13 protein-coding genes are annotated in these 21,636 nt (G+C 48.4%); 9 read left to right on the top strand and 4 right to left on the bottom strand.

Annotation, left to right across the window (positions count from 1 at the left end; translation table 11 throughout):
- Window positions 1-15: 15 nt before the first annotated feature.
- Entirely contained in the window at window positions 16-387 is a 372-nt protein-coding gene (locus tag AC4E8D_RS25005) for a hypothetical protein (RefSeq protein WP_490205355.1), read from the top strand.
- An 827-nt stretch (window positions 388-1,214) separates the two neighbouring features.
- Here AC4E8D_RS25005 and AC4E8D_RS25000 read toward each other — a convergent pair.
- The 3 genes from AC4E8D_RS25000 to AC4E8D_RS24990 form a co-directional block, all read right to left on the bottom strand.
- Window positions 1,215-2,801: an oleate hydratase gene (locus AC4E8D_RS25000; protein ID WP_490205354.1), complete on the bottom strand. Its 1,587-nt coding sequence runs from the start codon at window positions 2,799-2,801 to the stop codon at window positions 1,215-1,217.
- A gap of 154 nt (window positions 2,802-2,955) precedes the next feature.
- Window positions 2,956-3,531: a TetR/AcrR family transcriptional regulator gene (locus AC4E8D_RS24995; protein WP_490205353.1), complete on the bottom strand. Its 576-nt coding sequence runs from the start codon at window positions 3,529-3,531 to the stop codon at window positions 2,956-2,958.
- 1,013 nt (window positions 3,532-4,544) lie between these two features.
- Window positions 4,545-5,900 carry a dipeptidase gene (locus AC4E8D_RS24990; RefSeq protein WP_076319745.1) on the bottom strand — a complete coding sequence of 452 codons (1,356 nt, stop codon included), beginning with the start codon at window positions 5,898-5,900 and terminating at the stop codon, window positions 4,545-4,547.
- A gap of 314 nt (window positions 5,901-6,214) precedes the next feature.
- Between AC4E8D_RS24990 and AC4E8D_RS24985 the strand changes: the two genes are divergently transcribed.
- The 8 genes from AC4E8D_RS24985 to AC4E8D_RS24950 all read left to right on the top strand — a co-directional run bounded on the left by AC4E8D_RS24985 (window position 6,215) and on the right by AC4E8D_RS24950 (window position 20,411).
- Window positions 6,215-8,521, top strand: coding sequence for an AraC family transcriptional regulator (locus tag AC4E8D_RS24985; protein ID WP_490205352.1), 2,307 nt, complete (start codon window positions 6,215-6,217; stop codon window positions 8,519-8,521).
- 335 nt (window positions 8,522-8,856) lie between these two features.
- Complete coding sequence (locus AC4E8D_RS24980) at window positions 8,857-9,786, top strand: ABC transporter permease (RefSeq protein ID WP_221821028.1); 930 nt, start codon at window positions 8,857-8,859, stop codon at window positions 9,784-9,786.
- A gap of 12 nt (window positions 9,787-9,798) precedes the next feature.
- Window positions 9,799-10,686: a carbohydrate ABC transporter permease gene (locus tag AC4E8D_RS24975; RefSeq protein WP_017692544.1), complete on the top strand. Its 888-nt coding sequence runs from the start codon at window positions 9,799-9,801 to the stop codon at window positions 10,684-10,686.
- Between the two features lie 18 nt (window positions 10,687-10,704).
- The gene (locus tag AC4E8D_RS24970) at window positions 10,705-12,210 is read left to right on the top strand and encodes an extracellular solute-binding protein (protein WP_221820893.1); all 1,506 of its coding nucleotides are present in this window, start codon (window positions 10,705-10,707) and stop codon (window positions 12,208-12,210) included.
- Window positions 12,211-12,339: 129 nt separating this feature from the next.
- The gene (locus AC4E8D_RS24965; protein WP_221820892.1) at window positions 12,340-15,693 is read left to right on the top strand and encodes a glycosyl hydrolase; all 3,354 of its coding nucleotides are present in this window, start codon (window positions 12,340-12,342) and stop codon (window positions 15,691-15,693) included.
- Window positions 15,694-15,705: 12 nt separating this feature from the next.
- On the top strand, window positions 15,706-17,322 hold the full coding sequence (locus AC4E8D_RS24960; protein ID WP_221820891.1) for a glycoside hydrolase family 43 protein: 1,617 nt from the start codon (window positions 15,706-15,708) through the stop codon (window positions 17,320-17,322).
- Between the two features lie 32 nt (window positions 17,323-17,354).
- The gene (locus tag AC4E8D_RS24955) at window positions 17,355-18,176 is read left to right on the top strand and encodes a polysaccharide deacetylase family protein (protein ID WP_490205351.1); all 822 of its coding nucleotides are present in this window, start codon (window positions 17,355-17,357) and stop codon (window positions 18,174-18,176) included.
- 57 nt (window positions 18,177-18,233) lie between these two features.
- Window positions 18,234-20,411 carry a glycoside hydrolase family 88/105 protein gene (locus AC4E8D_RS24950; protein WP_490205350.1) on the top strand — a complete coding sequence of 726 codons (2,178 nt, stop codon included), beginning with the start codon at window positions 18,234-18,236 and terminating at the stop codon, window positions 20,409-20,411.
- Between the two features lie 181 nt (window positions 20,412-20,592).
- On the opposite strand, the gene AC4E8D_RS24945 is transcribed toward AC4E8D_RS24950, so the two are convergent.
- Complete coding sequence (locus AC4E8D_RS24945) at window positions 20,593-21,468, bottom strand: DUF72 domain-containing protein (RefSeq protein ID WP_339305488.1); 876 nt, start codon at window positions 21,466-21,468, stop codon at window positions 20,593-20,595.
- Window positions 21,469-21,636 lie beyond the last annotated feature (168 nt).

Here is a 21,636-nt window from a genome sequence, read left to right as displayed (position 1 = left end):
ACGGAGGCGTGAAACATGGAACGTAACGCTATGCTCGAACATGATCCGTTCATCACAGTGTTGGCGGAGAAGTTGCACATACACGGATATTATGCCTTTTATGGCGAGCATTACAATGAGACCGATATGGAGCTGTACCGCAGGCATCTGTTCACATCATTCAGCAACATCGTATGGGTAGAGCTGGATGCACGCAAAAAGTATATGATTGTCGATCATCGTGGACGCAACACAGTCATGAAACTGATTGAAGGTATGCTGAACACGCGCAGAACGCTGCGAGCGAACCAGGCCATGACTGGAACGGACACCGCTGGAGTCCAGCAGGAGATCGCACATTTCTCCAAGCTTGTGCACATGCTGAAGTTCACAACATTCCGCACATAAGCGAAGTGTGTTATGTAGACTGTAATAAGCGGCGTGAGTAGGAAGAGTCTAATATGTGGCTCTCATAAGCGATGAGTAACAACGAAAAATGAAAATAAACACCAAGAATAATAAGAACAATAAGAACAACCACAAGAGTATACATGAGTAACTAGGGAGAGTTATAAGTTAAGTTTCAAGAAAGAATGGACTAGGATCTCGAAAACAACATTTCACTACGATTCCATTCTCATAAGTAGTTTTCTCCGTAGGCCGCGTAGCGCTAACGAATCTGTGAAACCTTATTCCAATGATTTGGCAGTCATAGAAAATATAACGAATCTCAGACACGCTATTTAATGCAATTTAACGATATTTTGTTACTTAAACATGTCTAAAGCGCAAATAAGATGTCTACGATTCGTTAGATTTTCAAACCTGCGAAATTTTAAGTAATAAGGTTTGTGAGGTTCTTTAGACGACAGTTGGCAATCTCGATGAAAGCTATGGGTTGGACTTAGATAGTACACGAGTAAACGAAAGAGAGAGTCCTGTCTTAGCTGACGGAACTCTCTCTATTTTCTTTATACAACGACTCTTCAGTTCAGCAACAACCATATTCACTCATGGAATCGTTCAACGGGGATGCAAGCTTCTGAAGCTAACTCATGTATTAACTCTTATCTTACTAGTTTGGCACAATCAATAGAATTATGATAACAAAGCTTCCTAAAAGATCACAAAGTTACTCACCGAATCCTACAGATATCTCCAAAGATCTATCCGCATCCACAGATCCATCCAACATTCCTTCATTCATCTTATGTCTGAATCGTCATTAAAAGCAGTTATCTAAACGAAGTTACAAAACTGCTGAACAGCGTCCGAACATCATACTGATACTTGTTGATCGGCTCAATCGGCCGGTTCTCTCCGAGAAGAGTGTAGACGGCGATCCGTGCTGCCCGGACTGAATATTCTTCGGTAAATACCACGTCATCGGGAATTTCGCAGAATTGGCTAATGAAGGCCAGGTTAGTGGAGCCATCAGGCACAACCTTTGGTCGATCGCTGTTCAGTCTTGGCATGAATTGCGCTGTAATGTAAGGCATCATGCATGGAATACAGTTGGCGGTAGCCATGATGGCCTCTTGATGTTCCTGGAAATGAAGATGGCCGATTAACTCCTGCATAATCTCTTCCCCGGTACAATCGCACATTCTTTTTTTCACGTAGTCGCCCACGTTATCCGGGTATAATCCGTATCCCCAGAATACGTTGACATGCTCAGGCTGACCACGGAAATGCGGTTGGAAGGCCAGAACGACAGACATGAACCAGTTGGAATCCTTGAATGTAACCAAAGCGCCGGTACCTGCCCGGTTGCGTGTAAATTTCTCCATCAGATCAAAGAAAACCGAATCCTGGAAGGTGACCGTAAACGACTCCCATTTGGACTCATCCACATGATCATTAAAAGAAGAAGGGTTGCCTAGCAACGGTTTCTTGGCGGCAATGTTCTCCCACAGCTTCCATGAGCTGCCCTTGCCGTTCAGTTTTGGGGCGGAAGTCATGGAGCCGATATCGGCCCCTTCGGTCATCGAACCGTTTGTGACAATGACGAGATCACCTTCGAGGATGTCGATGACCTCCTCGGTACCGTCGCGTCTTACATGCATCCGACTTACCGTAATGCCCTCGCCGTCTTTGAAATCCAGATCGGTAACCGTGCATTTCAGCGTGAAATCTACGCCAAACGGCTCCAGGTAGTTATGCAATGGGAGGATGATTGAGTCATATTGGTTGAAGGGCGTGCGGGTAACACCTTCCAGCGTCTGAATTCTCGGGAATTCGTGAAAAAAGCGAAGCATGTATCTTTTGAATTCCACGGCGCTATGCCAAGGTTGGAAGGCGAAGGTGGTCGCCCACATATACCAGAAGTTCGTTTTGAAAAAATGAGGGCCAAACCAGTCGTTGATTCGCAATTTCCCCAGCGTGTCTTCAGGAGTAATAATTAGTTTGCCCATCGCCAACCTGTCCGCCATATCAAAACCCATGGAGAGCACATCTTCGACCTTGCCGTCACGGTTGATGAGCCGCGCATTGGAATGTGTGGGATTGGCATCGTCAAATTCGGTGATTTCCTGTCGGACAGATATGCCCGGACGGTCGATGGAAGGGATGGAAGCCAGCAACTCCCACAGATTCTCATAGGCCTCGTCATTGAGCATCCGTCCGCCACGGATGATATATCCTTGATCGGGATTACCAGCTCCGTCATTGCTGCCGCCAAGAATCGGCATTTCTTCGATAATGTGAATATGTTCTCCGGGAAAGTCACAATCTCTAACCAGATAAGCTGCACCCGCCAAAGATGCAATGCCGCCGCCTACAAAATAGACCTGTTTATTACCATGTTCTTTCTTCACGATCATTCGCCTCCAAAAGTTACTGTAATCACATCCCTAATGTAAACCTTGCAGGTCCCGTAAGGTATGATCAAAAGAAAGGGAGTGTCCAGTTTTTGGTCACTTTTGGAAAAGTGTCTAAAACCTAGGCTTAGATCACATACGAAAAAAGCCGCGCATCCTAATCAGATGGCAGCTTATTCTCATACTTGTGCAGTGCCCTCAGGACATTGCCTTCGATCAGCTCGCTGAGCTTCTCAATAATCTGTTTTGGCGGTTCTTGCATGTCGCCTCTCATCCACTGAATGATCAGCCCAGTAAAGGCCAGGGTATAGAAGTTGGCGACAAACTCTTTGTCTTCACTGCGGACCTTAATCCCACAGGCCAGCTCATCAATAACACCCATGATCAGATCATGAGTTACTTCATAGAGGTATACATCCAAGTGGGTGCGCCCGAGCGAGTTGAGCGTGTTGCAGCAGAACGTTTTGTTGTTCTCGATGTAACAAAAAATTTTATTGAATCCGTCCGTCCATGTGCTGTAGCTTCGGTACTCCGTAAGACTCTCCACCGCTTCAGTCTGATAGATCCACCCAAGTAGTGCGTAAATATCCTGAAAATGATAATAAAAGGTTTGCCGGTTCACGCCGCAATGGTCAACCAGATGTTTGACCGTAATCTTGTTCAGCGGGGTGTGCTCCATCAGTAATTTAAGCGAGTGAGCCAGCGCATTTTTGGTTAGGTGAGAAGCAGACACAACATTCACCTCATCATTTTGGATTAGCTTGCTGGGGCGCAACACCACGTAAAACTCATGGCAAAAGCCCCGCGCCGAAGTCGCTGAACATAAGCAAGTCAAAACGCAGGAATCCCTAAAGATCCTCCCATCCACAAAACCCCTTTAGCTATCAACATCTTCGTTACCCGATCGCAACATACTCCATAAGGGTGCATTCTAAATATCAATCGTTTCAACCAAACAGCCGAATACCACCGCTTGAGTTATCTCTATCACAACTCCTTAAAAGTTAGCCGTCGTCTAAAACCAGTCACAATAAAGCAACCACGGTAAGAGCCTGAAACCCAGTGAAGGAGACCGAATCAAAAAAGACTATAAGGTCGCGTATGTTATCTCTAATACACTAAACCATTAAAACCGAGACCCCGTCTATAAAATCAGTCATAGGAACAACGATAACGAAGTTATTGAGAAAAAAATCGAAAAAGTGTTCAGCAGCCCATCGTTAAGGTAATCTATCACACTAACCCATCAAAGTGAGACTCAATCCTTCGAAGCAGCCGCGATAAGGCTCCAACGTAACGATCGCGACAAAATCAAGAAACGTCCTATAGGGCTGCCATGTTGTTATCACTAATACACTAACCCATTTAAAAGTAAGTCTCCATCGTCTCCATCATAAAAAGAGACCATGAAAAAAAACTACAATTTCACCAAAGAACCAAAGAACAAAGAATAAAGAAACAAAATAAATAACAAAAAAACGACCCGAAGGCCGTTCTTTGTTTTCCCCATTACACTAACCAATCAATAGTTAGGCTCAATCTTTAAAATCAGTCATGCGAGAAGCTGCAACGTAGTGGAGGGGACGAAATCGATTCTGAAGAAGCGGAGCGTTCGCCTTTATCGTCGGATTTTACCCTTTGAGAAGGGGAATCCAAAAAATCCGACGATAACAGCGATCTAAAGAACGATTCGGCCCCGGAACGTCCACTCAGCACGCTCTCATGAACTGGTTTTAAACACGATGATTACAAACTCTTCAAGAACTGAACAATCGTCAACAACCCTTTATCAAAGTTCTCCAGGTTGAAGTGCTCGTTCGGTGCATGCAGGTTCTCATCCGGTAAACCAAAGCCCATCATAACAGCAGGGATTTCGAGTACACGGGAGAGCTTCTCAACAATCGGAATGGAGCCGCCATCTTTGGTAAAGAGGGCACGAACGCCATACACGTGCTCATACGCATCTGCCGCTTTTTGCAGAATTGGATTCGAAGGATCGGTATTGAAAGCGAAAGCTTTCTCGATCTGTTTCACATGCAGCGTTGCACCCGGTTGAACGTGAGCGCGCAGATGTGCTTCGATACGATCCAATACATGTTGTGGATCTTGATCCGCCACGAGGCGGCAGGTGATTTTGGCATGAGCTTCCTTTGGAATAACCGTTTTGCTACCTTCGCCTTGGAAACCACCCCATACGCCGTTCAATTCCAATGTTGGACGAGCGCCAACACGTTCCACGAACGAGTAACCTTCTTCGCCGTACAATTGCTCCAGCCCGAGGTCTTGACGAAGCTGTTCTTCATTGAAGCCCTGTTTTACAAATTCTTCTCTCATCTCAGGAGACAGTGGCAGTACGCCGTCGTAGAAACCATCTACACTTACACGGCCTTGCTCATCATGCAACGAAGCGAGCAGGGACACGAGTGCATGCAGTGCGTTGGGTACACCGCCACCAAATGAACCGGAGTGCAAGTCGGTATTGGCTGTGTTCAGATCCACATGCATGGAACATAGGCCGCGCAGGCCAGTGGAGATTGCCGGTTTTCCTTTTTCAAGCAGGGACGTATCCGAGATCAGTACCATGTCTGCACGCAGCTTGTCTGTATGTTCATTCAGATAGATGGGCAGGTTCGGGCTGGAGATTTCCTCTTCACCTTCGATACAGAACTTGATATTAACTGGAAGTTCCTTGTTTTCGGCGAGAATGGCTTCAACTGCCTTGATATGTAGGAAGATCTGTCCTTTGTCATCCGTCGCGCCGCGGGCATACAGCTTGCCATCACGAACGGTAGGTTCGAACGGAGGCGTCTCCCACAGGTTAAGCGGATCAACAGGTTGTACATCATAGTGTCCATAGATCAGAGCCGTTGGTTTGCCGGGTGCATGCAGGTGATCTGCATAGACAATCGGATGTCCAGCCGTTTGAATGACCTCAACGTTTTCCATGCCTGCACGTGTGAGCGCATCTGCTGCCCATTGTGCTGCACGATTAATATCCTCTTTATGCTCTGAAATGGCAGAGATACTTGGAATGGACAACCATTCATTCAGTTCTGCCAGGTGTTTTTCTCTATTTTGTTCAAAATAAGTCTGTTCTTTCATTAAAAAGGCCTCCTTCATGTTTGCTATATCTCATTGTAATCCATTTTGTCATGTTAATAAAACATTGGTTAAAAAAATGATCGGTTACAGATCGTTTCATTCACCTGAGGATTGTGCGTATAATACAAGAAAAGGATTTCATCCATATATTCTCAGGGGAGTTGAGGAAGTTTCCATGACAGTCAGACCCGATGCAAGCAGGCAGGTGAGCAGCGATGGAACCGACTAGGAGCGATCGAATATTTGGCAGATTCAAGCGGTTATCCGATTTGAAGGCTGGAAGGCATAAAGGACGATTTTATCGAAACAGCCTCATGCTTATTTTACTCATTGCCAGCATTCCCGGACTAATCACAGGTATCGTCATGTATCAACAGGTTGTTGGCCGGATGGAAACCGAGTTCAATCAGATGCATCAGAACCAGATCGAGAACCGGGCACGCAATGTGGATGACCAGCTGGCTTATCTGGAGATGAACTTATCCCATTGGGCTTTTGAGCCGAGGTTTGGCAATGCACTACGAACGCTGGATTTTGTGTATTATTTTAATGAAACACAGGAGATTGTGACTACCTTATACGTGTTACAAGGTTCCCATCCACTGATCAAGTCAGCACAGCTGTATTTGCAGGAACCGAAGCCAATCTTGTTTAATCGGGATTATACCGAATTGAACGATGAAGCGAAAGTACAAGCCTATGATCGTTACCTTTCCATGGGGAACCACGTGTACTGGACAGACTGGGTTTCCAGCATCAACAGTGATACCGAACCTTCGACCAACGATAGTCCACTGCATACGGATGCAGGCAATGCACTTGTTCTAGTACATAAGATACCGGGGGAGAGCATTAATCCGTTTGGTGCACTGATCATCACGCTGGATAACGAGAAAGTCGCCAGTTTATTGAAAACGCTTACTCCGTATGACGAAGGTTTAACGTTCCTTATGGATCAGGAAGGAAACACACTGGTTACCGGGAATCCGGGAACGGCGGGAGAGACTTCTGCTTTTGAGCAGCAGCTAAAAGAAGAAGTAGCCCTGCATGCGGGCAGCCGCTCATTCCTGTTCCGATATGAGGATCAGACCTATTCTGTCTCATACGGCTCATTGAGTCGGATCGATTCAGACTGGACTTACGTCTCCGCAGCACCTTTGACCTCAGTCACTTCGCCAGTAAAACTGGTATCCAAAATCATCGTCATTGCCAGTGCAGGCAGTCTCATCCTGGGATTATTGTTATCCTGGTTTGCTTCACGCCGAATCTATTCGCCTGTAGCGCGGATGCTGCATCTGCTTACGCCTGGCAGAAACGAAACAACACCAACGGATGCCAAACTGGACGAGTTTGAGCTGCTGGAGCAACAGTGGAACGAACTGACCTCCCGCAGTGTTACGGCACATCGCCAATTGCAGGAGCAGCTTCCCCATCTGCGTGACAGTTTTGTCTTACAACTTGTACAGGGCCATCTATATGCCTATAACGAGCAGGATCTTCAGCAGCGGATGTGTCATCTCGGATTTGAGCTGGAGGGTCAGCAGTATCTGCTGGTGCAGATGTATTTTACGGGGTACGAGCAGCTGCAAGGCAGATTTGGAAGCCAGGACACGGGATTAGTCACCTTTGCAGCAGTGAATATTACACAGGAAGTGGCGAAAAATTATTTCAGACAGATCAGTGTCATGAACTTTCATGACCTGTCTTCCGCCATGCTTGTGATTGCTCCTCAGGACGAACCTGTGAAGTCACAAGCGCTGTTATGGGGACAGGAACTGGTGGAAGTCATTGGACGTACGCTCAAAATGAAGGTGACCTTGATGGTCAGTCGCCCGGCAGCTTCACTTCAGGAACTGCCCGGACGATTCGTCGAGATGGAACAGGCCGTGGCTTATCGCAGTGTGGAGGAAGGAAGTCAGATTCTCGATCTGGAGGATGAGGAGTGTTTCCGCAGAAATGAAGCAGCTTCCTATCCGCTTGGGCTGGAACGGGAGTTGTTACAGGCGGTCAGGCTGGGCAAACGAGCCGAAGCCGAACGTGTGCTGGAACAATTCATGAGTGAAATTACGCGGATGGGTAGTACCGAATTTCAGGTGCAACAGATGATGCTTCAATTGCTCGGTAGCATTCAGCACATGATGCTGCAAACGGGTGTCACACCTTATAAACTGTTTGGTGGTTACAACATGTATGAGCAACTATCCGGTATTCGTGAACCTGTACAGATGAGGCAATGGATGATGAATGAGGTATTCATACCTTATATACAAGAGGTTGAAGTCCGATCGCAGGAACCGCTGAAACTGGTGGTGGAACGAACGATGTTGTATATCGATACACATTACCGCAGCGACATTTCGCTGGAAAACTGTGCTGACGAGGAACAGATGACACCCTATGCACTGAGTAAGGCTTTCAAACAGGTATCGGGCATCAATTTTATTGATTATCTGACACGTGTGAGAATGGATGCGGCGAAGCAATTGTTACGGGAGACAACGATGAAAATCAATGATGTTGCGGCGGCTGTGGGATATCAGCATAGTTATTTTAATCGGATTTTCAAGAAACAGGAGGGAGTTACACCGAGTCAGTATCGCGATCAATGGTTTGGACAATAACCGTTTATATCTTTGTCATTTGCAGACCGGCATTCAGCTTTAATGGATGTCCGGTTTTTTCTTTTTTTTACCGTGATACAAAGAAGGATAAACCCGCAAAAATGTGCAATTCTACCTGCTACGTTATGTGCAATTTCTTGTGAAAATGGCGTTATAGCGGGATTTTCGGTCATCATGCCACAGCAATGCAAAAAATGAAGGTTGCCGGAAAAAGATCGGCTGTATAGTCTGAGTATCAGGTTAATTGATAACGCTTACATCATTGAGGGAGGGGAGACATGATGAACGGGAAGACGGACTGGAATACCAACGGCACTGCAACTGCTCAAGCGGATATGGCAACAAGACCATTAAAACAGGAGTCCAATTGGAAAAGGCAGATTAAACGAAACAAGTGGTTATATGTGCTTGTGCTTCCCGGCTTTTTGTACTTTGTCATCTTTAAATACTTGCCCATGTGGGGGATCATCATTGCCTTTCAGGACTACCAGCCTTTCCTGGGCATCCGGGAGAGTAACTGGGTAGGGCTAGAGAACTTTACGAACTTTTTCTCCAATCCAGACTTCTATCGACTATTACGCAATACGCTGGTCCTTGCCCTGTATGATCTTATCTTCTTTTTCCCGGCACCAATCATTATCGCTTTGTTATTAAATGAAATTCGGGTCGCTTTCTTCAAAAGAACGATTCAAACGCTGGTCTATGTACCCCATTTTGTATCGATGGTTATTATCGCGAGTATCACGTACGTGTTCCTGACCCCGCAGGGCGGGGTGTTATACGACCTGATCGCCTGGATTACAGGCAAGCCTATTGATGTACTCTCCAGCCCGGGTTCGTTCCGCCCGCTCATTATTGTTCAGATGATGTGGAAGGAGATGGGTTGGGGCACAATCATTTTCTTGGCAGCCCTCGCAGGTGTCGATACGGAACAATATGAAGCCTCCATTGTGGATGGCGCTGGACGATTACGGCGGATGTGGCATATCACGCTTCCAGCCATTCGTACGACGATAGTCATTTTGCTCATTCTCAGACTGGGGAACTTCCTCGATACCGGCTTTGAACAGATCTATCTGATGACCAACTCCCTCAACCGGGATGTGGCCGACGTATTTGATACGTATGTGTACACGGTAGGGATTACGCAAGGTGCATTCAGTTACAGTACCGCTGTGGGACTATTCAAGTCTGTGGTGGGGATCATTCTGGTGCTTGGCAGTAATAAACTTGCGAAAAAATTCGGCCATCCCGGAATTTATTAAGGAGGAGCGCCCATGAACAGCCGTCTATACAACAGCCCTGCCGGCAAGGTATTTGATATCTTCAATTACGTCATGCTGGGGATTCTGGGCATATTAACCGTCCTTCCGTTCCTGTATATTATAGGGAATTCTTTCGCAACGGAAGCCGAGATCACCGAACGCAGTTTTTTCCTCATTCCGAAGGTGTTCTCCTTCAGTGCGTATGAGTATATTTTCTCCTCGTCCACGATCTTTCGCAGCATTGGTGTTTCCATTTTCATCACGGTGGCAGGTACATTGGTTAATCTGTTCTTCACACTAACGATGGCCTATCCACTATCCAGAAGTGACTTCTGGGGCCGTAATGTCATGATGAACATGGTGATTTTCTCGATGTTATTCGGTGGTGGCATGATTCCAACGTATCTCGTTATTCGTGGACTGGGACTGCTCGATTCTTACTGGGCCCTTATGCTTCCTGGCGCGATCAGCGCTTTTAACTTAATAGTTGTCAAAAACTTTTTTCAGCAAATGCCGCCCGGGCTGGAGGAAGCGGCCCGCATCGACGGCTGTTCGGATCTTGGGGTGCTGTGGCGAATCGTTCTGCCTTTATCGAAGCCGGTCATCGCCACATTTGCCTTGTTTTACGCCGTAGGACACTGGAACAACTTTTTCTCGGCACTGCTGTACATTTCCGACAGTGACAAATGGCCGCTGCAAGTCATGTTGAGACAGATCGTATTACTCTCGCAGGCCAGTGTCGGAGATATGGCTAACATGGACCCCAATTTTGTACAGCCACCAGAGCAGTCGATCAAAATGGCGGTGATCGTTGTGGGTACCATTCCGATTTTGCTAGTGTATCCGTTTTTGCAGAAGCATTTTGCCAAAGGTGTCATGTTAGGTTCAATCAAAGGCTAAAGCCAAGGGGGAGAACGTATGGGACAAAAAACGGGATTCAAAAAAGGTGCACTGCTACTCTCTGCTTCACTGGTACTAAGTACAATTCTGGGCGCATGCTCCACCGACAAAGAAGGTTCAGGAACCGCTGCGGGTGGCACTGATCAGATTACAATCATGCTGCCGAACTTTGAAGCGGAGAATCCGCCGGAGAATAGCCCAGTCATCCAGAAGCTTGAGGAATTGACCAAGGTGGATGTGAATCTGCAATGGGTGCCGAGCAGCTCGTACGAAGACAAATTCAACATTACACTGGCCTCGGGAAAGCTGCCTCAGATTATGGTGGTGTTAGGGAAGTCCCCAAGTTTCATTAATGCGGCACGAACCGGAGCATTCTGGGAGCTTGGTCCTTATCTGAAAGACTATCCGAATCTGAGTCAAATGAATGAGATCATCACCAACAATGCGTCAATCGATGGCAAAACCTATGGGATCTATCGGGCACGCGCCTTAGGACGTAATGGGGTCACAATCCGCAAAGATTGGCTGGAGAAGTTGGGGCTGGAAGAGCCAAAGACGATTGACGAATTTTACAATGTATTGAAAGCGTTCACGAAGGATGATCCAGACGGTAACGGCAAGGATGATACCTATGGTCTGGTTGCCAGCAAATTCACAGGCCCGTGGGATAACATGCAGGTATGGTTCGGTGCACCGAACAAATGGGGAGATGATGGCAGTGGAGGCCTGATCCCGGCGCATGAGACACCAGAATACATGGAAGCCCTGAAATTTTTCCGTCAAATTTATAGTGAGGGTCTGGTCAACAAGGACTTTGCCGTGATGGATGCGACCAAACTGCCTGATCCATTTGTGAATGGGCAAGCCGGTGTCATGGTGGATGTAGCAGATAATGCCCAGCGCATGGATCAGAAAATACTCGATAAAGACCCAAATGCGACAGGACGTGTAGACGTGCTGCAAGCGATGGAAGGTCCAAAGGGATTGCGTGATATGCCAACGTCTGGCTACTCCGGCCTGATTGCGATCTCCAAAAGCAGTGTCAAAACGGAAGAAGACCTAAAGAAGGTACTGAGCTTCCTGGATCAGCTGAATGAACCGGAATTGCAGGCATTGTTGTACAACGGACTGGAAGGTAAGCAATACGAGAAAAAAGAAGACTACATCGTACCGAGCACTGACAAGCTTGCGCTCCGCGACCTGCAGGGCTTAAATCAGATTTTGATGTTTGTGCCGGAAGACAGAACGCTTCGTGTACAACAGACACCTGTCCGTGAAAAGGTTGCACAAGTGCAGAAAGCCAACGAAGAGATTGTCATCGCCAATCCTGGCGAACCGCTGATCTCTGATGTTTATGCTCAGAAAGGACCGCAGCTGGACAATATCATTAACGATGCACGAATCAAATATATCGTAGGTCAGATTGATGAGAAAGGATTTGAAGATGCTGTTGCTCTGTGGAAGAACAACGGCGGAGACGATTATGTGAAAGAAGTCAATGAACTGTACGCAGCACTGAAGTAGTTGGAAATTATGACTTCCTGAATATGGTTTTTGATGTATAATCATAACGAAACAAACCTATATGAACTGAAATGAACGTTATTGGTAAAGTTAAACGACCACTCTTGAACATGCAGGGAGGAAGGCAATATGTGGAACGGGGATGCTTTTGAAAATCCCGAGGCGCAGTACAGGGTCCATCCCTTTTGGTTCTGGAACGGGGATATGGAAGAAGAGCAGGTTAAGCGGCAGGTGGCTGAGATGGCCACGCAAGGTGTAGGCGGATTCTTCATCTGTCCGCGTCAGGGACTACAGATTCCCTATCTCTCTGAAGCATGGTTTGATAAGGTGCGGATTGCAGTGGAAGCGGCGGCTGCTCACGGCATGCAGGTATGGTTATATGACGAATATCCATATCCAAGCGGGATGGCTGGCGGAGAAGTGACCCTTGATTTCCCTGAAGCGAAGCAGCGACAGCTCGTGCATCATCAACTGGTGGTTCAGGGTGGAGAAGCTGTGGATCTGCAGTTGCCATGGGGACGAGTGTTGGTTGCCAAGGCGATTCCCAAGGATGCGCAGGGCAAACGGTTATGGCATGAATCCATTGACTTGCGCAGTAAAATCGGCAATATCCAGACCGATCAAGTCTATCAGGAGACCGGACTCACTTCGTATAATCGTAAGCGTTTCTTCACCTATCGCACAGCGTTCCATATGTTGTGGGAAGTTCCGGCAGGTGATTGGGAGTTGATTATATTTCAGGAAAAAGAGATCGATGATTTCAAATATTACGGCAACTTTGTTGATCCTTGCCACAAGGAAGCGATGAGCCGTTTTATTGAACTGACACATGAGCGTTATAAGTCAGCGGTTGGAGATCGATTTGAAAGCGTAATCAAAGGTATGTTTTCGGATGAGATCGCACCGCTGGGCCGTATCCCCTGGTCACGACAGCTTCCCCGTTATTTCAATGAGCGTTGTGGTTATAGTCTGATCGATTCGCTACCGGCCCTGCTGTATGGTGATGTTCCGGACGCGCATCGAATTCGGTATGACTATTACCAGTCGCTGCACCTGCTTCTCCGGGAGTCCTATCACAAACAGGTGCATGATTGGTGTGAGGAAGCAGGAATCCAATATGCGGCTGAAGTGCCTGGCGTACGGATGACGACCCAGTTGTTCAGCCATATGCCAGGGGGGGATTCGGCACATGAGAAAATCGGACGATCCTTATCGTGGATTCTGGAACGATACGGTCAAAAGATGCGTGACAATCCCAAGATGGTCAGTTCGCTTGCCCGGCAATTGGGCCGAAGCCGCAATCTGATTGAATGTTTTCACAGTGTGGGCTGGTCGATGACGCTACAGGATGCCAAGTGGATGATCGATCGAATGGCCGCCATGGGTACCAATTTTTATAACTTTCACGCCTTTTTCTATACGATTGGTGGGCTGGCAAAGCATGATGCACCGCCATCTCAATTTTTGCAGAATCCCTATTGGAAGCATTTCGGGCAGTTGGGGGATTACACCGGACGTTTGAGCTATCTCATGAGCACCGGAGCAGCAGACATTCGTATTGCCGTGCTTGACCCAACGACGACATTCTGGAGTCTGATGGGTAATCCGCTGCATGGATTTGAATATAGCGGCGAAGACGAAGCAGAACGGGGACAATTGGATCGTCTAACGAAGGACTGGATGAGGATTACGACACATCTGCTCGAAAACAGACGTGACTATGATCACCTTGACCCCGAATTGTTGGCTGAAGCTGACTTAACGGATGGCATCATTCAGATCGGCGTTGCCCGTTATGACGTACTGATTCTGCCACCGATGCTGAATCTGGAGGCCGCGGCCTGGGAACAGGTGAAGCGATTTGTTCGGCAGGGAGGAACTGTCATCTCTGTTGGGATGCCTCCGTATATTGCGATCCAGCCGGGAAGTCCGGAGGGGGATGAAGCTGCCCAGTTCTTTGGTGCAGGCGAGCAGCCGCAAGAGGTGTACTGGGGCCGTAGCGGGTCAACAGATCATGATAACCGTGAAACCATGTGGCATCAGGGTGAGGGGAATGCCTATTTTCTACCCGCAGGAACGGGGCAGGGAGATGACTTTTCGCTGGAGCTAATCTCCCTCCTGCTCGATCAGGTATTGCCGGAACCCATCTGCTGGATCATGGAGGAAGAAAGTGCATCCCTGCTGATGCACACCCGTCAATTGTCCGATGGGGAGCGTATGGTTTTTTTGACCAATCAGGAGGGGCAGGACCTAAAGGGCCAATTAAAGCTGGTCGCCAGACAGCTGTGGGATGGAACGGAGCTGACAGAGAACACTTGTCTCGTGGCAGAACGACTCGATCTGGAGACAGGGCAGCTTCAGGCATTACCGTATACGAGCAGTGGCGGGGAATGGTGCATTTCACTAACGCTGGCGCCTTATGAAGCGCATGCTGTACGCCTTACTTTACAAGCTGCGAAGAAAGAGGCAGTACCAACGAAGGTGGATGTAGCAGACAAAACGGGTTCGACGTTCAGAGCGGATGTTTCGGCAGGGGCGAATCAAGCCTGTAAGATCAAAGTTCCTTCGGAAGGGCCATGGCGACTGGAAACGGTGCAGTCTAACATTTTGCGAATGGGACAATTCCATCTTCAGGCTTCCAATGCTAATGGAGTGATTCTGGAGAGTCAGCATGTAGCTGTAAAACCGTTTATTGATCAGGCGGCAGAATTATCGGAGCAGCAGCATCTGCCAGTCCAGTTTAATCAGGTATTTGGCACACCCAAGAAAGCATCCGTAGCCTATCCCATCGAATGCCGATATACGACCACATTTGAGCTGAGAACGGTATTGCCTGCATGCCTTCTATTCATGGACAGAGCGGCGATCTCAGGCATTTGGTCGATGGAGATTAATGGGCATTTGCTTGAAAAAGAACAATTCGATCCAATCGAAATAACCGACCACAATAACATCGCTTGTGATATCACGGAGTTGCTGCACAGCGGTCTCAACGAAATGACGGTGATTGTGCAGGTGACGAAAGATGAGGATGGCATCGTGGATCCCTTGTATCTACAGGGAAGATTCGGTGTGGAATTCCATCATGAAGGCATGGTTTCGCTTGTGCGAGAGTCGGATACGGCCCTTCGTATCGGGCCTGAACCTCAGCCTCTGTATCCCCATTATGCCGGGGAAATGAGTTATAAACGCACGTTCTGGCTGGATGAACCAGAGGAAGGTGTTGCCTCGTTTGAACTGGAATTTGGCGATTGGCGTGTGCAGGATGTGGTGGAAGTGCGGGTAAACGGACATAGCCTGGGTGTAAGATGCTGGTCTCCGTATCGCTGGAAGGGAGAGCCCTCCTGGTTGCGTCTGGGAGACAACGACATTGAAGTGCGGATTACCAACACATTGATCGGCCTGCTGGAAGGTACGTATTTTGATTCGGAACATCATCGATTACAGGATGCAGGTCATGTACCTGTTGAAGAATTCAGATGAAGGAGTGGAAGTATGAATACAGCTCAATCTGACCAACAAAGACTGGACCCGGTCTGGGTCGCAGATCAGGGTGACGGTACATACCGCAATCCGATTCTGCATGCAGATTATTCGGACCCGGATGTGATTCGTGTAGGAGATGACTTCTATATGACGGCCTCCAGTTTCTCGCATACACCGGGCCTACCTATTCTACATTCGAAGGATCTGGTGAATTGGAAACTTGTCCGATATGCCATAGAACGGCTTGAACTGCCAGGATACGATGTACCTCTTCATGGCAAAGGCGTATGGGCACCCAGCATTCGGTATCATGACGGAAAGTATTGGATTTTCTTCAGCACACCGGATGAGGGCATCTTCATGACTACGGCGGATCACCCTGAAGCCGAGTGGTCACCGCTGCATCTGGTTCATGAAGTGAAGGGCTGGATCGACCCTTGTCCCTTATGGGATGAGGATGGCCAAGCCTATCTTGTGCATGCTTTTGCCCATAGTCGCAGTGGAATCAAGAGCAAAATCCAAGTGTGCCGGATGGCTACGAATGGCAGGAAGCTTCTGGACGAAGGCATGATCGTCTTCGATGGGACCGAACATCATCCGACCATTGAAGGACCTAAGTTCTACAAGCGCAATGGGTATTATTATATCTTTGCTCCGGCTGGTGGTGTAAAGCCGGGGTGGCAGACGGTTTTGCGTTCCCAACAGGTATTTGGGCCATATGAGGATCGAATTGTGATGCATCAGGGATCTTCCTCTGTGAATGGGCCTCATCAGGGAGGATATGTGGAGCTGGAATCGGGGCAGTCCTGGTTTATTCATTTTCAGGATCGGGATGCGTATGGCCGAATTGTTCATCTACAGCCGATGACGTGGACGGAAGACAGCTGGCCTGTCATTGGAATTGACTCTGAGGGAACGGGAACAGGGGAACCTGTTGATGTGCACATCAAACCAGATGTAGGAGCAGCGTATCCGATCACTGTACCTGAGGTATCCGATAATTTTCAGGCTGATCGTCTGGGGCTGCAGTGGCAATGGCAGGCGAACTCCCGTCCTGAATGGGCTGAGGCAGGTACAGAAAGCGGGATCGTATTGCGTGGTCATCCATACCCGGAGGGCGTTCAGTCTTTGTTTGGTACACCTCATCTTCTCTTGCAGAAGCTGCCTGCCTCTGAATTTGAAGCGACAACCCGGCTCACGTTCCTGCCTGGACAGGAAGGGGATCAGTCAGGTCTCATCATGTTTGGTGATTCGTATGCAAGCCTGTGCCTGTTACAGACAGAAGACGGAACCATTCGGTTATCGCTGATTCGCGGAGCCAAACGCGAAGACAGCCATCTGCATGCCGAAGAATGGGAGGAAACGGGACTGGACTGGGAGGGCCAGGGTTCGCAGGCAACCGGCTGGACCATTCATCTTCGGCTTACCCTGACAGAACCTGCTTTGTGCCAGTTTAGTTGGAGTGCGGACGGAGCTGAGTTTCAGACGATGGGTACACCGTTTAGCGCAACAACAGCCCTTTGGGTTGGAGCGAAGATGGGTATCTATGCTGTAAACACACGGTTTGCGAATCGTGGAGGTCAGGGTGTTTTTCACTATTTTAATGTGAAGGAAATTCAGAAATAGGGAGCAGGAAAAGAAGCAGAAGGAGGAGCAAGATGGGACATCGTATTCAGTTTGACCGCTATCCAGGTGGTGTGATGAAAGCGTTAACGCTCAGCTATGACGATGGAGTGGTGCATGATCGCAGACTGGTGGATATCTGTAATCGGTATGGCCTACGGGGAACCTTTAATCTGAACTCCGGTACCCTGGGCAATCCAGGCCGCATCGAGCCGGGGGAAGTCGCGGAACTGTACGCTGGACATGAAGTAGCTGTTCACACCGTTACTCATCCTACACTGCCTTATGTTCCGAATGAACTGCTGACCGAAGAGATTATTGAGGACCGAAAAGCACTCGAGAAGCGTGTCGGTTATCCCGTACGAGGTATGGCTTATCCCAATGGAGGGTACGACCGTGCGTTAAGTTCGAAGCTGGAGTGGCTTGGCATTGATTATGCCCGTACCGTTGAATCACATGGCAGATACACGTTGCCAGAGCGCCCGCTTGAATGGCATCCGACGTGTCATCATAACCATGATCTGGCGGGGCATGCCAAACGTTTTATCCAACATTCCAAAACAGGTACGCCACTATTACTCTACGTCTGGGGTCACAGTTATGAGTTCAATGACAACGACAATTGGGAGATCATCGAACAGTTCGGTGAGCAGATTGGCGGCAGGGACGATATCTGGTATGTCACGAACATCGAAGTGATTGCCTATTGGAAAGCGGTACAACGACTCGAGTGTTCGGCTGATCGATCCATCATCCATAATCCGTCTGCCATCCCGGTTTGGTTCACGGCAGATCAGCAGGTTGTTGAAGTGCAGGGCGGAGAGACATTGCGGCTAAGCGAACGAATCAAGATATAAGGAAGGGAGCTGACGATCATTCGTTATTTTCATGAGAACGAGGCGATTGCAGGCAAGGTGTACGATTCAATTCCGGATATATTGACTACGGTGGCTCAGCGTTATATTGGCGATCATCCGAAACATTCATTTTTGCTCAGAGCCTATCATCAGGGAGGTTTTCGCAGGCTTGGCGATTATCGCTACGACCTGAATCTGAATGAGAAATGCGTAGAGGCGCATGCAGGGCAATACGTGTATGTATGGGGCAAGTTATGGAGCGAGCAGAATGCAACGTTAAATACGGGCCTGAACTGTTATAGTCCGGTGACAATCTATGTGAACGGCGAAGAGGTATTCAAGTCTGAGTTGTTGCAGGAATTATTTCCTGAGCGAAGAACCCAGATTCCGATTTCCATTAACTATGGCTGGAATGATGTGTTACTGTGTTTTGTCAAAACAGAAGTGGGATTCGGCGGTATCTATGGAACAGCCTCGTTCAAAAATTTCCCGCTGCACTTCCTCACTCCTGGGGCAGATCGTCAGGGTCAGGAAGGCTGGTTATATTCGGAACCCGTCGATGAACCTGTATTATCACTTCCTTGTGACGGCATGACGGAAGAAGAAACGGGTCTTACCTGGTATCCGCGCAGGGGCTGGACAGATGAGGAGCAGAGCGCAGGTTCATTTGCTCGAATCTTTGGTACGGAACAACCGGCTGTTGCCTATGCGTGGTCCAAACTGGATGTAACCTTGCCAGGATCAAAGCCAGTTATTTTAAAAGGCCGTCATGATGGTGCTTTGACCTTGTATGTGGATGGCACGGAAATATACTCTGCTGGAAGTAGCGGTAACTTTCACGTTGAACTCCCGCGACGTTACGGTTCCTCGGATTTGGTCGCAAAAGGTGAAATTCAAGCACTTGGTGGCTCCTGGGGATTCACTTTGGAAGATGCCGAGCGTTCGGGTTCCACAGGCTGGAGACTGAAACCTCCTCATCCGGTTGCGGGATGCACGGACCCCTGGCTGTACACAGGTGTGTTTGCTCTCGGCGCTGAGCCATCCTACGCCGACATCGTGCGAACAGATACCGTATTTGATGATGGCGCACAAGGTGTGTATTGGCGAGTAGATCTTCCCGATACGCATGTTCGTCCCTATCTGGAGAACACACATTACGGAAAGTGGAATTATCCGCTAGGCGTCACCCTGCTTGGACTTCTCCAAACGGGACAGGAATTGGGACGTGATGATTACATTCAGTATGTGCGGCAACATATTGAACTGAGCACTTCATTTGACCGCTATGGTCTGTGGGATCGGGAAGGGTACGGTGCGGCAGGAATCAATAATCAGCTGTCTGCCATCGACAGTCTGGATGATTGCGGTTCGTTCGGATCTACGTTGCTTGCTGCGATGGAATTCGGCGATATTCGTGGGGGAAGAGATACCGCGGATCGAATTGCGGGCTACATTACGGATGAGCAGGAACGTCTGGAGGATGGCGCCTTTTACCGGGTACGAGGCAGTGGGGAGATGCGTCAGGAGACGATGTGGTGTGATGACTTGTACATGAGTACACCTTTTCTGATGCGTTATGGTCAGTTGACAGGTGATGCGACGTATTGGGATGATGCGGTCAATCAGTTCCTGATGTTCCGTAAGTATCTCTACCTTCCCGAACAACAGATCATGTCCCATGTGTATGATTTTGTGCGTGGTCGGGCGACAGGTATTCCGTGGGGACGGGGTAACGGCTGGGTGCTATTCTCCTTAACCGAACTGTTGTCCATTCTGCCGCATGATCATGTGAAACGGCCGGAACTGTTATGTTTCTATCGTGATTTAAGTCAAGGTTATTTGGCGCTGCAAGGGGAAAATGGACTATGGCATCAGGTGTTAAACCGCTCGGATTCGTATGAAGAGACCTCCTGTACATCGATGTTCATCTACGCCTATGCCCGTGGAATTCGGGAAGGGTGGCTAGAACAACCGGAGCCTTATCTGGAGGCCGTACGCAAAGGATGGGAAGGCATGACGCGCTTGTCGATTGACTATAAAGGCAATATATACGGGGTATGCCGCGGTTCCGGTTACTCGTTTACCGCCTTGTATTATCGCGATGATCTGGGATGGAATCTGAATGATACCCATGGGATCGGCATTGTGCTCTTGGCAGGCATTGAAGTGTATAAAATGAACCAGCAGCTCTCCAAGGTGTCTATCGATTCTTCGGTTACGGCTGCGCAGCGCTAGTGCTTGACGTAACGGAACGTATATTTGCGGATGGCCTTCAATAGGTACGAGCTGAAAAAGCGGCAAAGCCCCAAGGCTTGCCGCTTTTAGTTGATTCCAATTTCGAATCCGATCTGCATGATAGCAATAACATACACGTACCTTCACCCTATAATGTGAATAACTCCGTCGTTAATACCGATCAAAATAATTCCAGCTGTTCCGGTCCTTCTTCCTGCTCAGGCTCAGAACGGTCAGGGAAAGGCTTCACCGGCTGATCCAGCAGGTCCATCATCATCTGGGCATTCGCTGCTGCATCGCCACCGGAGTTGTTATTAAAAATAACATAGACATCCTTGCTCTGTTCCTGCAACTGCTCCAGATACCCTTTCCACTCCAACAGCTCTTCCTTGTTGTAACGGTACAGGTAACGGGTCTCGCGCCAATTGGGCGCACCATTCTGATGCCACCCGGACACATTGCGTCCGTGCATGCGCACGAGCGTCATCTCCGAATCCGTGGCCTGTGGCACGATGGGAATGGAACCTGAACCCGCCTGAGGTTCGTCACAGACGCTGTGAATCCAGCCTTGCTCTTTCAGGAACGCAAGCGTGCGCTCTCGCATGTCACCTTCATACCAGCTACGATGACGGAATTCGAGGGCACACGGAATACCCTCCATTCGAAGTTTCACTTCACGAAGCTCATTGACATTGTCCTTATTGCACTCAAACCAGGGCGGATATTGAAACAAGGCTGCCTGCATCTTGCCAGCTTCAATGACGGGCTCTAGTGATTCTCGAAAAGCCTTATACATCTCCGACGTGCTGGTGAAGTAGGGTTTGCCTCGCAGATGTCCGGTCATTCCCTGATAGGCTTTGATGATAAAAGCAAAGGATTCGGGCGTCTCTGCAGCCCACCGTGCCATTCGATCCCGCGGCTGAACGGCGTAGAAGGAACTATCCACCTCCACAGTGGAGAAGTATTGTCCGTATAGACTGAGCTTGTCTTTGGCTTTGGTACGGTTTGGATAGAGATCTCCCTGATCCCCCCATCCGGTAAGTCCAATGCGAATCATAAGAACACCTCCTGTTGCTTTTTGAACAACCTCTTATAATTAACCGATTTACAGGCATATGTCTAACATTATATCGTGTGCATTTTGGCTCTTCAATGTTGGAAACTTACTGGAATTTTTTGAGTTTGCAGAATAAAGACGTTACAATACATTAAAGCTAGGGGAAAT

Source organism: Paenibacillus sp. SRL342, from assembly GCF_984798905.1.
The sequence above is the reverse complement of the archived record's forward strand: the minus strand, read 5'-3'. Positions and strand labels throughout refer to the sequence as shown.